The following is a 14246-nucleotide window of genomic DNA, read 5'->3' as shown; positions in this document are numbered from 1 at the left end:
GCGCCGACGATCTAACGCTTTTTTACCTTCTGGCACTTTTTATCTTCTGCAACTGGGAGCCCACGCGTGCGCGAGATCATTCTGATCCAGGTATCTGGTAATGACCGGCCCGGCCTGACCGCCGCCTTCACGGGCATTCTTGCCCGTTACCGGCTCAATGTTCTGGATATCGGCCAGGCCGTTATCCACGACACCCTGTCACTGGGCATACTGGTAGAAACCCCGCCGGATGCGGAATCCTCATCGGTACTCAAAGACCTGCTGTTCGAAGCACACAAGCTGAACATCAATGTGCGCTTCCGGCCCATCGACGAAGACCGCTACGAAGAGTGGGTAGCCGGCCAGGGCAAGGACCGCCACATCATTACCCTGCTGGCGCGCAAGATCACCGCCGAGCAGCTGGCCGATGTGACCACCACCGTGGCTGACAACGGACTCAACATCGACAGCATTGCCCGGCTGTCCGGGCGCGTACATCTGGAAGGCGAGGCGCTCAATCAGGACAGCCGCGCCTGTATCGAAATTTCCGTGCGCGGCGAGCCCCAAGACGGCGAGGCCATGCGTGCCGCCTTCCTGAATATCGCCAACGAACGCAATCTGGACATCGCGTTCCAGCGCGATAGCGCCTATCGACGCAACCGTCGCCTGGTGGTGTTCGATATGGACTCCACCCTGATCCGCTCCGAAGTTATCGACGAGCTGGCCACTGAAGCCGGTGTCGGCGAACAGGTGGCAGACATTACCGAGCAGGCCATGCGTGGCGAGCTGGATTTCAACGAAAGCTTCAAGGCTCGTGTGGCGCTACTGAAAGGCCTGGACGAAGGCGCCCTGGAGCGGGTGCGCGAGCGCATCCAGCTCACCGAAGGCGCCGAACGGTTGATCTCGACCCTGCGTGCGCTGGGCTATCGCACCGCCATTCTTTCCGGGGGGTTCACCTGGTTTGGGCAATGGTTACAGCAGCTGCTGGGCATTGATTATGTCCATGCCAACGAACTGGAAATCGAGAATGGCCAGGTCACTGGCCGGGTTGTCGGCCAGATCGTCAACGGCCAGCGCAAAGCCGACCTGCTGAAAGACATTGCGACCCAGGAAGGCATCAGCCTGGAACAGGTCATCGCCGTAGGTGACGGCGCCAACGACCTGCCCATGCTCGGTGAAGCCGGCCTGGGCATTGCCTTTCGCGCCAAACCGCTGGTCAAACAGAATGCGGAGCAAGCCATCTCTACCCTGGGGCTGGACGGCATTCTTTATCTCATCGGTGTGCGGGACAAGGATCAGGCGGAGCTGCTTAAGAGTAGTTGACAGTTGATAGTGGATAATTGACAGCTGCGCGAACAACGCTGCCATGAATCCAAACGCAAGAGGCCGCGCCCATCGACAAGGCGCGGCCTCTTGCGTTTCAAAACGCTCCGGATCAGGAGCGCGACGCTGTCAGCTGTCCACTAAAAAACTACGCTGCGTCCGGGATTTCCAGCTTGTCCATCGGCGCCTGCAGGTAATAGCCCTGCAAATAATCCACGCCTCCCAGTGTCCATAATGCCTGCATCTGTGCGGCCGACTCCACAAAGCCCACTACCGTCTTGCGGTTGCCTTCTTTCACCTGCTTGATGATCGACGTGAGGCGCTCGCGGCCTTCGGCCTTGGACAGCTCCTGGGTGAAAGAACCTTCGAATTTCACCATGGTGGCCGGGATATGCTGGAACAACTTGAACGGATCCAGCCCACCACCGAAACGGCTGATGGAAATACCACACCCCAGCGCTTTCACCTTCTCGGCAAAGGCACCAGCCTGCTTCAGGTACGTGGCCGCGTCGCCTTCACTGAACTGGAACGTGACCCGCGCTCCGTCCATCTTGGCCGCACGCATGGCCTTGCCGAGCCAGTCAGCCAGCGACGCATCCGCCAGGGAGGCGCCATTCAGGTTCAGCACCAGACTGACCGGTTCGCTGAAGGCAGCCGCAGCGCGCATGGCATTGAGGACCACCCAGCGGTCAATCTTGCCCACCAGGCCCTGATCCGCTGCCACCGTCATAAACTCTTTTGCCTCCATGGCCTCCCCCTGCTTCTGCGGCAGGTTCACGAACACCTCAAAGGCATGGTCCGTTTCGTCTTCCAGGCTCATCAGCGGCTGGTAACGCAGATTGAAGGCGCCCTGCTCCAAGGCCTGACGCACCAGCATGGCCACCGCCTCGGAAGACCCGGCGGCCACATCATCCATGGGATCGTGCACTTTGATGGCATTGCCCTTACCGGCATTTTCCCGTTGCGCCTGATTACAACATTTTAGCGCCGTGGTCAGCGTGTCCTGGCTGCTGCGGGCGTCTTCGCGCACAAACGACACCCCCACACTGGCGGTGATATGCACGGTCTTGGCGGCCACTTCCGGCATCAGGGTTTCAATGCCGGCACGCAATCTCTCTGCCAGTTCTGCGGCCTCATCCATATCGGCCACCGGTTGCAGAACGGCAAAATCCTCGCCATCTACCTTGGCCAGATGAGCCTCGCCCACCTCGGCACGCAGCCATTCGGCCACGCTTTTCAGAATCTCATCCGCGCCATCAATTCCCAGACCCGACTGATGGTGCTCAAAGTCATCCAGACGCAGATAGAGCACGGTGGACAGGCGCCCTTCGTTGGCGGCCTGGGCCACACTTTCATCCACCCGATCCATAAACCAGCTGCGGCTGAACAGTCCTGTGACCTGATCTTTCTGGCTCATTTCCTGAAGCCGCTCTTCCATCTCACTCTCATTCACGCCAGCGGCGCGAATCACGATCTGGGTGCAGGCCTCGCCATCGTAAGTGCTGGCCGAAAAGGTGAAGGTGGCATCGAACTCGCTACCCTCGGTATTAACGCCCTTGCATTCCAACTCGTGGGTCTGGCTTTCGTCCTGGGCACGGCTGCGCAACAGCTGCTTCAACTTGGCATGGTCCGAGGCCGACACCATATCCATGATCGGCACCCCGGCCAGGTCGTCAGCGCTTTCATAACCGAACATTTCCACGTAATTGTCATTCGCGTGGATGTGCATGCCATCAAGCACATAGGCAATCGCATCACGGCTCTGGTCCATCAGCAAAGACAGACGCTTCTCCGCATCGTGGCGCACAATTTCGGAGTGCTGCAGCTCCTTGCGAAGACGCAGGAACTCGATGACCCGGTCCACCATCAACGACAGCAGCTCGCGATCATCGTTGGGCACCACACCACGGGCCCCCAGTGACATGCCGGCCTTGATGGTATCGGGGGTGAAATTGTCTTCGAGAAGAATCACCGGGATCGCCTTGCCCAGGCGATTAAGGTGCGCCATGACGCTTTCAAAACTGCTGTCGCCGAAGGTCGGGCGGCACAGCATCAATTCCCACGCGCCACCTTTCAAGGCCCGTAACAGGTCATCCTCACCCAGCGCCAGCTGCGCCCGGGTCGCACGACCGGCATTACGCAGGGCGTTCATCAGCTGCTCAGCCTCATCCTGGGAATCATGGGCGATCAGAAGACGTAAATTATCGAGGGCGTAACTCATGGGGCGATGACTCATGCACTTTTCTTACGGCCCACCATTGTGCCTGACTACCCTGTCTTGGCAACCATCAAAGGGAATGTGCCGAAAACACCGGCCTGCAGCCATTACGCGACGGCCAGGCCCCCTAATGAAAAGTTACGGCAAAATGGAGACACATACGTTTCGCGGCATCCTCGCCGCAACGATACTTTTTGTTATTCTAACAGGCGGCTAATCGGCAGCCTGTGAACGACGAATCGCAAATGACATTTTTCCTGATTCGTCATCAACTTCTACAGGCTGGACCAGATCGAATCCAGCGCATCATCATCCCCGCCTTCCGGGGATTGAGTCGGTGCCGGCGTCGCCATATCCCGAAAGGGATACTGGCTGAACCCGGACGCACCCTGGGTACGGCGCAGCAATTGCACCCGGCGCGGCTCGCCGGCTTCCACCAGCTCCACCTTGACGCCTTCATTGAAGCCCACCGTGGGCAACAACAGGGTAGCGGGCTGCCCCACAGCAGCCAGCTCGGGCAACACCACACCGCGCATAAAATCACTGTCGAGTCCCTGCTTGCGCAGGGCCCGTGCCGCCACCGGACGTCCGCCTGGCGCCAGTAACTCCACACCAAAACGGGCACCATGGTTCGGCAACTGCGTCACCCAGCGCACCACGGCCAGGGACCACTGGCTATCGGGGTGATCGCGCAGGGCAAGCAATTCACCGGTGCGCATCAGGCTTGGCGTATTTCCCTGCCACGACAGGCAATAGCCGCCCGGGCTCGCGTTCACTTTCTGGCAGTGATAACTCACTGGCAGAGTGCCTTCCGAGCGCTGACTGCCCGGCGCACCCATTTCAATGGTCTCGCCGACATAATCCGATTGATAGGCCGTTGCCCAGGGGTCTGCGTTCTGCTGTTTCTGCTTGTTGCTCTTCTGGATGTTCGCCAGGAAAGGGTTGTGCTCTTCTTCGGCACTCAGCACGGAAAGACTGCCGCGCTCCACCATGGTTTCAAAAGCCACCTTGCCGGACAGGAAGTAGTGCACCCCCACCAGACCAAAGCACAACTCAATTTCGCCGCTTTCCGGCATGCGCTTGAACGCCCGCTCGGTCAGCGCACCCCAGACCTGCTGCAGATGGGTAAGCAGACCCTCATTGAGACTCTTGGGCACAACCAGTTCGCTGTCACCGGGAGCTCTCAGCCAGGCGGTTATGGCCTCCACCAGACGGGTGGAATCAATGTAACGCCAGCTTTGCGATGCCTGGGAGGCATGGGTACGGTAAATCGGCGGCCGGTCGGCCTGCAGGTCAAAGACAAACAGGTCGTCATCATCACTGGCTGTGCTGATCTCGATCAGCGGCGCCCAGGCAAACGCCGCCTTGTAGATGCCCGCCAGCTCCTGCTGACGCAACTGATTGGGTTTCGCCGTGGCCAGCAACAGGCAACGGGCGTAGGCGGACTGGATACTGCTTTCGACTTCACCATCCACCACCGGAGTCGCGCTGATCCCGTGGAGTTCAGCCAGCAGGAACAGCTGGTGCAGCTCCAGCCACAAATGACGGGGGCTGGGGAAATAGAGTTGATAACAGCGCAGCAGTGTATCGCCCAGGGCCGTCACCGCCCGATGGATAGCGGTAGTCACCGCTCGCCGAACGGCCTTGTCCTTGACCTTGCGAATGCCACGCACCGCCACCAGCTTGTACCCGTTCGCCAGATGCCCCTGCAGGGCCTGGGCGAGACTGGCCACGCGGCGAGCCTTCTCAGGCAACACCAGGGACTGATTCAGATAGTGTTTTTGCAGCGAATCGCTGACATGAAGAATAGACGGGCGCACGACTTCCAGTAACTGAAAGCGGAGTTTGGAATCAATCTGCAGCCGATTAAGCTCCTGAATAAACTGGTACAGCTGTCGAGCCGTTTCTCCCATATTCATGATCGGAAGAGACTCCACCCACTGCTCCAGCTTCTTCGGCTGATCAGCGCCAAGTGTCAGGTGCGGCAAATCCTGCTCGGGCAGTTTCAATCGCACTGTCTGGGCTGGTTGCTCCATGAAGATAATCCTTATCTTGGCGGCATCCAGGCTACCTAGTTATTTGGTATTAGTTCTTGTTATTTATGCGTCCTGTGTCACACGACTTTACGATACCGCTACAATTCTGTAAACGCTGTGCCACATTCCTCAGAAAGGGCTTGCGGACCGCGCCTCTTAACCGGCCAGCACCGTTTTAGCGGGCTCTCCCGGCTCTTCCCGAGTCAGCCTTGGCACCAGAAAGCCCGGCAGGCGCGCACGCAAGTCCGCATGCAGCTCCCGGGCAATGGCATCGGGCACGGCAAAATGGGCTGCTCCCTGCACTGCATCCAGCTGATGCAGGTAATAAGGCAACACTCCCGCAGCAAAAAGGGCATCGGATAAATCCGCCAGCGTTTCCACCCTGTCATTCACTCCGGCCAGCAGCACACTCTGGTTCAACAGGGTGATACCCGCACCACGCCAATCGCGGCAACCCGCCGCCAGGGCCGGGCTGATTTCACGCGGGTGGTTGGCATGCAGCACCAGCACGGTTTGCCAGCGGTCATCGGTCAGCAATGCTCTCAAGCCCGCGTCCAGCCGCTCGGGAATCACCACCGGAGTCCGGCTATGGATGCGTAACCGGCGCAGGTGGGGGATGCCTGCCAGGGCTTCCAGCAGTTGCTCAAGGCGCCGATTGTTCAGGGTCAGCGGATCGCCGCCACTGAGAATCACCTCATTAATATCCGGCCGCGCCGCCAGCCATTCCAGTGCCTGCTCCCAGCGCTTGCCGCTTAGATGTGTCTGGTAAGGAAAGTGCCGCCGAAAGCAGTAACGGCAATGCACCGCGCACGCCCCGGTGACTACCAGCAGTGCCCGCCCATGGTACTTATGCAACAGGCCCGGCACCGCCGTGTGCTCGGCTTCCTCCAGCGGGTCAGCACTGTATCCCTGCTGGAGCTGGCGCTCCTCAGGCGCGCTGAGCACTTGCCGCAACAGCGGATCATTCGGGTTGCCCCGCTCGATCAGGTCCACGTAGCGACGCGGCACCCGCAAGGGAAAATCGCCTGCCGCCGCCAGGCTGGCGGGCAGGTCCTGCGGAGTCAGTCCCAGCTGCGCAAACAGCTCCGCCGGGTCGGTAATCAGATCGGCCTGCTGGCGCTGCCAGTCCGGCAACTCCCAACCGGCCGCTTCCTGCGTTATCATTGCCAGCCTTTCCAATGCCATACATCAACCTTTGGAACATTATTTATGGCCAACTATTCTACCAGTGAATTCAAGTCTGGCTTGAAAGTCATGCTCGATGGCGACCCCTGCTCCATCATCGAAAACGAATTCGTCAAGCCGGGCAAGGGCCAGGCATTCAACCGCGTGAAACTGCGCAACCTGCGTAACGGCAAGGTCTGGGAGCGCACCTTCAAGTCCGGCGACTCCCTGGAAGGCGCCGACGTGATGGACGTCCCCATGCAGTACATCTTCAACGACGGTGAATTCTGGCACTTCATGGACCAGACTTCCTTCGAGCAGAAGCAAGCCGACGAAGCGGCTGTGGCCGACGCCAAGCAATGGCTCAAGGAAGAAGACATCTGTGAGGTGACCCTCTACAACGGTGAGCCACTGTCCGTGAGCCCGCCCAATTTCGTGGAGCTGGAAATCACCGAAACCGACCCGGGCCTGAAAGGCGACACCGCTGGCACCGGTGGCAAACCCGCCACCCTGAGCACCGGTGCAGTCGTGCGCGTTCCGCTGTTCGTGCAGACCGGTGAAATCGTCAAAGTGGACACCCGGACCGGCGATTACGTGGGTCGGATTAAAAGCTAGACGCCTGACGCCAGATGCCTGACGAGCATACCCCAATGCATGACTGGCAGCCCACCGCCTCTCTGGAGGCCATGAAAGCGCGCGCTGAGCTGCTACGCACAGTGCGCGCCTTTTTTGATGCCCGCAACGTGCTGGAAGTGGACACCCCGCAACTGGCCCACCACGGCGTCAGCGACCTGCACATCCAGTGCATCCCAGTGGCAGGTTACGGCTACCTGCAGAGCTCCCCCGAATACCACATGAAACGACTGCTGGCCGCCGGCAGCGAGCCGATCTACCAGATCTGCAAGGCGTTCCGGGATGGTGAGGCCGGCAGGCGACACAACCCGGAGTTCACCATGCTGGAATGGTATCGGCCGGGCTTTTCCCTCAAGGATCTGGTGGACGAATGCCTGGCGCTGTTTGCCAAACTCTTTTGCGACACGCCCTCGCAGACTTACTCCTTTCGCGAACTGTTCCTGCAGGTCACCCGGCTTGATCCGCTCACCGCCAGTGACGCGGAACTGGTGGCCTGCGCGCAATACCATGGCGCACCGCCAGGGCTGAGCAAAACCGCCGCCGTGGACTACCTGATGGCCACCAAAGTGGAAGCTGCCCTGCCCGCCGAACAGCTCTCTGTGGTCACTGACTTCCCCGGCTGGGCCGCCGCACTGGCGCAAACCCATAAAGACGAAGACGGCGCCTTGCTCGCCCGCCGATTCGAGATCTATTACCGCGGCCTGGAACTGGCCAACGGCTATCAGGAACTCACCGACCCGGACGAACAACGCCAACGTTTCGAGCAGGACAATACCCTGCGCAAGAAGCATGGATTGAACCCCATGGCCGCGGATCCTTTCTTGCTTGACGCCATGGACGCCGGCCTGCCCGCCTGCAGCGGCGTAGCCATGGGCGTAGAGCGGCTACTGATGGCACAGCAAAGCCATGGCCGCATTGACGACGTCCAGACCTTTCCCTGGTCCCGCGCCTGAACCCGCTTTTCGCTTCAATCACCGGGAGAGAATGTTCACGCTCCACACGGCTCACGTTCAGCAGACCCGATTTTCAGCCTTATCCTGGCCCATTGAGCGTCACTCGTAGCACCCCGCCAGCCTGCTATACTCGCCGCACACCCCGTTCGGTTACCGGATCAACAAGGAACGCCATGAAATACCGCGATCTTCGAGACTTCATCAGCCAGCTGGAACAACTTGGCGAACTCAAGCGCATCACCGTTCCGGTGGACCCGAATCTGGAAATGACCGAAATCTGCGACCGCACCCTGCGCGCCGGCGGGCCCGCCCTGCTGTTTGAAAACCCGGTGGGCTTTGGCACCCCGGTGCTGGGCAACCTGTTCGGCACCGAGCGCCGAGTCGCGCTGGGCATGGGCCGCGACTCAGTGGCGGAGTTGCGTGAACTGGGCGAACTGCTGGCTTTCCTCAAGGAACCGGAGCCGCCCAAGGGCTTTCGCGATGCCTGGGAAAAACTGCCGGTATTCCGCAAGGTCCTGAGCATGAGCCCCAAGGTGTCCAACTCCGGCCCCTGCCAGGAAAAGGTGCTGGAAGGCGATGAAGTAGACCTGTACAAGCTGCCCATCCAGACCTGCTGGCCCGATGATGCCGGCCCCCTGGTCACCTGGCCGCTGGTGATCACCCGCGGCCCCAACAAGGAACGCCAGAACCTGGGCATCTACCGCCAACAGCTGATTGGCCGCAACAAGCTGATCATGCGCTGGCTTAGCCACCGGGGCGGCGCGCTGGATTTTCAGGAATGGCAGCAACAGCATCCCGGCGAGCCATTCCCGGTGAGCGTGGCGTTGGGCGCCGATCCTGCCACCATTCTCGGCGCGGTGACCCCGGTTCCCGATACCCTCAGCGAGTACGCCTTTGCCGGTTTGCTACGCGGCTCCAAGACCGAGCTGGTAAAATGTATCGGCAATGACCTGCAAGTCCCCGCCAGCGCCGAATTTGTTTTAGAGGGCTACCTCTACCCGGACGACATGGCAGACGAAGGCCCCTTCGGCGACCACACCGGGTATTACAACGAGGTGGAACGCTTCCCGGTGTTCACCGTGGAACGCATCACCCACCGCCGCGACCCCATTTACCACAGCACCTACACCGGCCGGCCACCGGATGAGCCGGCAGTGCTGGGCGTGGCCATGAACGAAATCTTCGTGCCGATCCTGAAAAAACAGTTCCCGGAAATTGTGGACTTCTACCTGCCCCCGGAAGGCTGCTCCTACCGCATGGCGGTGGTGACCATGAAGAAGCAGTACCCGGGCCATGCCAAGCGGGTAATGATGGGCGTGTGGTCCTTCCTGCGCCAGTTCATGTACACCAAGTTCGTGATTGTCTGCGATGACGACGTCAACGCCCGCGACTGGAAAGACGTGATCTGGGCCATGACCACCCGCATGGACCCGGCCCGCGATACCGTGATGATCGAAAACACCCCCATCGACTATCTGGACTTCGCTTCTCCAGTGGCCGGGCTGGGCTCCAAAATGGGCATGGATGCCACCAGCAAGTGGGCCGGTGAAACCACCCGCGAGTGGGGCCGCGCCATCGCCATGGACCCCGCCGTGAAAACCCGGGTGGATGAAATGTGGGCATCCCTGGGTATCGATACCCCGGAATAACCCCCGGGGTGGGCGCCGCATCACATCACAACAGTGGCGCCCAAACACAAATGTGGTACGATCGTACAAAACAAAGATAACAAGGTCGCCCATGTCCGCTTTTTCGTCACTGAATCGCCGTGCTTTCCTGAAATCCCTGGCCGCCACCGGCGCCCTGGGCTCAATGGGCCCCGGCCAACTGCTCGCCAGCACCGGCAACGCGCCCGCCTGGCAAAACTGGTCCGGTAACCAGAGCGCCAGCCCTCGACAACTGGTGTACGCCACCGATGAAAACGTGGTGCGCAACACCATGCGCAACAGCACCGGCATCCTGCGGGCTTTCGGCGGCAGCCACTCTTTCAGTGGCATCGTGCCCACCGACGACACCCTGATCTCCCTGGAGCCCATGGCCGGACTGCGTGGCACTGACGGCAACGTATTCCGTTACGGTGGCGGCACCCGGCTGGCCATGGCCAGTGCCATGGCCTACGAACAGGGCTACAGTTTTACCAATGAACCGGACATCAACCTGCAATCCCTGGCCGGAGCCATTGCCACCAGCACCCACGGCACCGGGCTGGGCCTGCAAAGCCTGTCCGGGCAAGTGGATTCCTTGCGCCTGATCACCCCCGACGGCGAAGCGCTGGAATTAACCGCCACCGATGGCGACACCTTTCTCGCTGCCTGCTGTAACGTGGGCGCCCTGGGAGTGGTCACCGAAATCGGTTTTCGCCACGAACCGGCCTTCCGGCTGGAAGAACACACCTGGACCTTGCCGCTTCGTGAGGCCATGGATTTTGTGGAGAAGGAAAAAAACAACTTCCGCCACATCGAATTCTTCGCCTTCCCGCTGGGCGATCAGGCCATCGTCAAGACCATGGAGATCACCACGGATCCCCAGGACAGCCCCACCCGTGCCGACGACAACGAGCTGCTGGAAATGGTCTCCAAACTGGCCATGCAGGCCGGCTGGCTCACCCCCACCCTGCAGAAGCTGTCCACCCTGTTTGTGGAAGACAGCCGTTATGTGGGCCCGGCCAACAAAGTCTTTGCCAATCACCGCACCGTGCGTTTCAACGAAATGGAATACACGGTACCGGCGGAACAAGGCATCGCTTGCCTGGAAGAAGTCTGCGCCGCCATTCGCGAGCATGACATCAACGTGTTCTTCCCCATTGAATTCCGTTACGTCGCCGCCGACGACAACCTGCTGTCCATGTTCCATCAGCAGCCCGGCGCCAGCCTGTCGATACACCAATACTTTGAACAGGACTACCAGCCGCTTTTCGACGTGGTAGAACCCATTCTGCGTCGCTACGCCGGTCGCCCTCACTGGGGCAAGATTCATAACCTGGGACGCAAGGAACTGGCCGAACTGTATCCGGCCTTTGACCGTTTCCAGGCCGTGCGCAAAGAACTGGACCCACAGGGGCGGATGTTGAACCCGCATCTGCAGCGCCTGTTTTTATAGGGTAGAAATCGGCCATGTCGCAAAGGCTTAGCTGGCCCTTGCGGCCTACGCACTCTTGATCGGTTATCGCTTATGAAACGACGTCATTTTCTTTTTGGCGCAGTCGCGCTTGCTGCGGGTGGCTGGTGGCTGCGGCCGGACAATCGTGGGGCGGCCCATAATGCCTACTTCCAGTCGCTGAACGATATCCTGAAACAACAGGGCCCCGGCCGCCCGCTGATGCTCATTGACCGTCAGCGGCTGATAGCCAACTGCCAGACACTGGTCGGCCTGCTGCCCAGCCATTGCCAATTGCGCATCGTGGCGAAATCCCTGCCCAGCGTGCCGCTGATTCAGGAAGTCATGACCCACACCGGCAGCCAGCGAGTGATGGTTTTCCATCAACCCTTCATGAATGCCCTGGCCGATGCCGAGCCCGGCGCAGATATGCTGCTGGGCAAACCCATGCCCATCCAGGCCGCCCGTCGTTTCTACACCGAGCTGGGCGAGACCCACCCCTTCGATCCAGACCAGCAATTGCAGTGGTTGATTGATTCTTCAACCCGCCTTGAGCAGTACCTGGCACTGGCCCGCGAAAACGGCAGACGACTCAATATCAATATCGAAATTGACGTGGGCCTGCACCGGGGAGGCCTCAACGACCCGCAACAACTGGACGCCATGATCTCGCTGATCGAGGCCCATCCTGAGCAACTGCGTTTCAGCGGCTTCATGGGCTACGATGCCCACGTGGGGAAATTGCCCGCCTTTATCCAGAGCGCCGAAGAGGGCCACCGGGAAACCGAAGCCCTCTACCAACGCTATATCGACAGGCTGTATCAGCTGAACCCCGCCTACCAGCAACAGACATTGTGCTTTAACGGCGCCGGCAGCCCCACGGTGGCACTCTACGACAACACCACCGTGGTCAACGAACTCAGTGCCGGCTCCTGTCTGGTCAAGGCCAGCGATTTCGACCTGCCACTCTTGAAAGACTTTCAGCCCGCCGCCTTTATCGCCGCCCCGGTGATCAAACAACTGGACGGCCTCACACTGCCCGGGCCACTACCGCTGGGTGAACTCTGGCAAGGCTGGGATGCCAACCGTCGGCACACCTATTTTATTTACGGCGGCTACTGGAAGGCCGAGCCGGTTTCCCCGCCGGGGATCCAGGCCAACCCGGTGTACGGTGTGAGCACCAACCAGATGATGTACAACGGCAGCCCGGACACCGCCCTGCAGATAGACGACCAACTGTTCTTCCGGCCCACGCAAAGCGAATTCGTGCTGCTGCAGTTTGGTGACCTGGCGGTGTGGGATAACGGTGCCCTTGCCGACTGGTGGCCCCCTCTTCCCCAGGGCAACGGCGCCTGATGACCTGGCCGTTGCTCAGCCGGTTTGCGCACCTCGCCAGCCTTGCCCCCGTTGCCCTGTGCGACCTGCCCACCCCGGTGGAACCGCTGCCAGCACTGGGGTCGCTCTGCTGGGTGAAACGCGATGACATCAGCGCCCACCCGTACGGCGGCAACAAACTGCGTAAACTGGAGTGGGTGCTGGGCGAGATTCGCCAACGGCCCATCAAGCGCGTCGTCACCCTGGGAGCCACCGGCACCAACGCCGGGCTGGCCACCGCCTTACTCTGTGAGCAGGAACAACTGGGCTGTGACATTTTCACTTTTCCCCAGCCAGACTCCCCCGTGGTTCACCAGAACCGCCAGCGCATGCAACAGGCCAATGCCCAACTCCACGACCGCAACAGCCTGCTGCGGGCCGCACTGGGCTGGTATCTGCACCCGGGACGCCTACGTGGCGATCATTACTTTCTGTATGCCGGCTGCTCCAACCCGGTGGCCACCCTTGGCTATGCCAACGCCATACTGGAGCTCCAACAGCAAATCAACGACAGCCTCTGCCCGGCACCCGCTGACATTGTGGTCGCCGCCGGCTCCGGTGCCACCGTGGCCGGGCTGCTGGTGGGCAACCAGCTCAGTGGCCTGAATGCCCGCATCCATGCCGTGCAGGTAGCCCAGGACCACCTCGGCCCGTTCTCGGTATGCAATGCCCGGCTGGTCATTCGCATGGCCCGGCAATGCTGGCAACAGCTGGGGCTGCCCCGGGAACAATTCGATAGCAGTTTTCTGCAATGGCATGACAACTACCTGGGCACGGGTTACGGCCACCCCACCGCCGCCAGCAGCCAGGCCGTGAATGCCGCCGCCCACAGTGGCCTCACCCTGGAAAATACCTATACCGGCAAAGCCTTCGCGGCGTTTCTCGCCCTTGCAAACACCGCGGTGCAACCCTGCCTGTTCTGGCACACCTTCAATAGCCAGCCCCGATAGCCCTGGTCACCGATGCCCGTCTCTTCTCTTCTTCCAAACCTGTGAGCCAGCTCGCAAAACGCAGCGTTATGCAGGGGCTTTAACCGAGCTTTTACAAACATCAGGAACGACCTACCCCCATCGCCCCACTAATCCCCTGAGACATCAACCAAGGAGGATGACTCATGAAAAAATTGATTCTTGCATCTGTACTGCTGGGCGCCACCGCCACCGTGACCGCCGGCGACACCATCACCACCGACAGCGCCGCCATTAATCAGGGCATCAAGGAAGGCACTGAAGTACGCATGGACGGTGAAGTGGTTCAAGCGCTGGGCGATGAGCGTTATTTGCTTCGTGATCGCAAAGGGCAATTCGAAGTCGAGCTCGATGATGACCTGACCGCTGACCGCCCGCTGAAAGCCGGCACCCAACTTTCCTTTACCGGTGAAGTGGACCACGACGACGGCCGCAGCGTGGTGGATGTGAAGAAGGTGCACTCAGTGAAAGGCACAAGCACCAACAGCCCGAGCGCGACGAT

The 14246-nt window shown here is 60.3% G+C and carries 11 protein-coding genes; 8 read left to right on the top strand and 3 right to left on the bottom strand.

The window, feature by feature from the left end; translation table 11 throughout:
* Window positions 1-66 precede the first annotated feature (66 nt).
* Window positions 67-1302 (top strand): phosphoserine phosphatase SerB, encoded by a 1236-nt coding sequence (gene serB, locus A3730_RS09140; RefSeq protein WP_063519595.1) that lies wholly within the window; start codon window positions 67-69, stop codon window positions 1300-1302.
* Window positions 1303-1450: 148 nt separating this feature from the next.
* Here serB and A3730_RS09135 read toward each other — a convergent pair whose 3' ends face one another.
* From A3730_RS09135 to epmB, 3 genes are all read right to left on the bottom strand, one after another.
* The gene (locus tag A3730_RS09135) at window positions 1451-3538 is read right to left on the bottom strand and encodes an EAL domain-containing protein (protein WP_231880581.1); all 2088 of its coding nucleotides are present in this window, start codon (window positions 3536-3538) and stop codon (window positions 1451-1453) included.
* 257 nt (window positions 3539-3795) lie between these two features.
* A complete protein-coding gene (locus tag A3730_RS09130; RefSeq protein ID WP_063519597.1) occupies window positions 3796-5556 on the bottom strand; it encodes a hypothetical protein in 1761 nt (586 codons plus the stop codon).
* Between the two features lie 156 nt (window positions 5557-5712).
* Entirely contained in the window at window positions 5713-6720 is a 1008-nt protein-coding gene (gene epmB / locus A3730_RS09125) for an EF-P beta-lysylation protein EpmB (protein WP_063519598.1), read from the bottom strand.
* Window positions 6721-6765: 45 nt separating this feature from the next.
* Between epmB and efp the strand changes: the two genes are divergently transcribed.
* The 7 genes from efp to A3730_RS09090 all read left to right on the top strand — a co-directional run.
* On the top strand, window positions 6766-7335 hold the full coding sequence (gene efp, locus A3730_RS09120) for an elongation factor P (protein ID WP_063521660.1): 570 nt from the start codon (window positions 6766-6768) through the stop codon (window positions 7333-7335).
* A 35-nt stretch (window positions 7336-7370) separates the two neighbouring features.
* On the top strand, window positions 7371-8306 hold the full coding sequence (gene epmA, locus A3730_RS09115; protein WP_063521662.1) for an EF-P lysine aminoacylase EpmA: 936 nt from the start codon (window positions 7371-7373) through the stop codon (window positions 8304-8306).
* A gap of 173 nt (window positions 8307-8479) precedes the next feature.
* Entirely contained in the window at window positions 8480-9955 is a 1476-nt protein-coding gene (ubiD, locus tag A3730_RS09110; RefSeq protein ID WP_063537957.1) for a 4-hydroxy-3-polyprenylbenzoate decarboxylase, read from the top strand.
* 91 nt (window positions 9956-10046) lie between these two features.
* Window positions 10047-11405: a D-arabinono-1,4-lactone oxidase gene (locus A3730_RS09105; protein ID WP_082872310.1), complete on the top strand. Its 1359-nt coding sequence runs from the start codon at window positions 10047-10049 to the stop codon at window positions 11403-11405.
* Window positions 11406-11477: 72 nt separating this feature from the next.
* Window positions 11478-12758, top strand: a complete 1281-nt coding sequence (locus tag A3730_RS09100; RefSeq protein WP_063519638.1) for a DSD1 family PLP-dependent enzyme — start codon at window positions 11478-11480, stop codon at window positions 12756-12758.
* Window positions 12758-13726, top strand: a complete 969-nt coding sequence (locus A3730_RS09095; protein ID WP_063521416.1) for a 1-aminocyclopropane-1-carboxylate deaminase/D-cysteine desulfhydrase — start codon at window positions 12758-12760, stop codon at window positions 13724-13726. The genes A3730_RS09100 and A3730_RS09095 overlap by 1 nt, the downstream gene beginning before the upstream one ends.
* 164 nt (window positions 13727-13890) lie before the next feature.
* On the top strand, window positions 13891-14246 hold a 356-nt coding region (locus A3730_RS09090; RefSeq protein WP_063537955.1), incomplete at its 3' end, for a NirD/YgiW/YdeI family stress tolerance protein.

Source organism: Alcanivorax sp. HI0044, assembly GCF_001634945.1.
Note: the sequence above shows the minus strand (reverse complement) of the source record. Positions and strands in the feature narration are given on the sequence as shown.

Coding starts and splice junctions, on each gene's coding strand:
- ubiD (WP_063537957.1), top strand. CDS start 8,480: ATGAAATACCGCGATCTTCGAGACTTCATCAGCCAGCTGGAACAACTT.
- epmA (WP_063521662.1), top strand. CDS start 7,371: ATGCATGACTGGCAGCCCACCGCCTCTCTGGAGGCCATGAAAGCGCGC.
- efp (WP_063521660.1), top strand. CDS start 6,766: ATGGCCAACTATTCTACCAGTGAATTCAAGTCTGGCTTGAAAGTCATG.
- A3730_RS09105 (WP_082872310.1), top strand. CDS start 10,047: ATGTCCGCTTTTTCGTCACTGAATCGCCGTGCTTTCCTGAAATCCCTG.
- A3730_RS09100 (WP_063519638.1), top strand. CDS start 11,478: ATGAAACGACGTCATTTTCTTTTTGGCGCAGTCGCGCTTGCTGCGGGT.
- A3730_RS09130 (WP_063519597.1), bottom strand. CDS start 5,556: ATGGAGCAACCAGCCCAGACAGTGCGATTGAAACTGCCCGAGCAGGAT.
- A3730_RS09095 (WP_063521416.1), top strand. CDS start 12,758: ATGACCTGGCCGTTGCTCAGCCGGTTTGCGCACCTCGCCAGCCTTGCC.
- epmB (WP_063519598.1), bottom strand. CDS start 6,720: ATGATAACGCAGGAAGCGGCCGGTTGGGAGTTGCCGGACTGGCAGCGC.
- A3730_RS09135 (WP_231880581.1), bottom strand. CDS start 3,538: ATGAGTCATCGCCCCATGAGTTACGCCCTCGATAATTTACGTCTTCTG.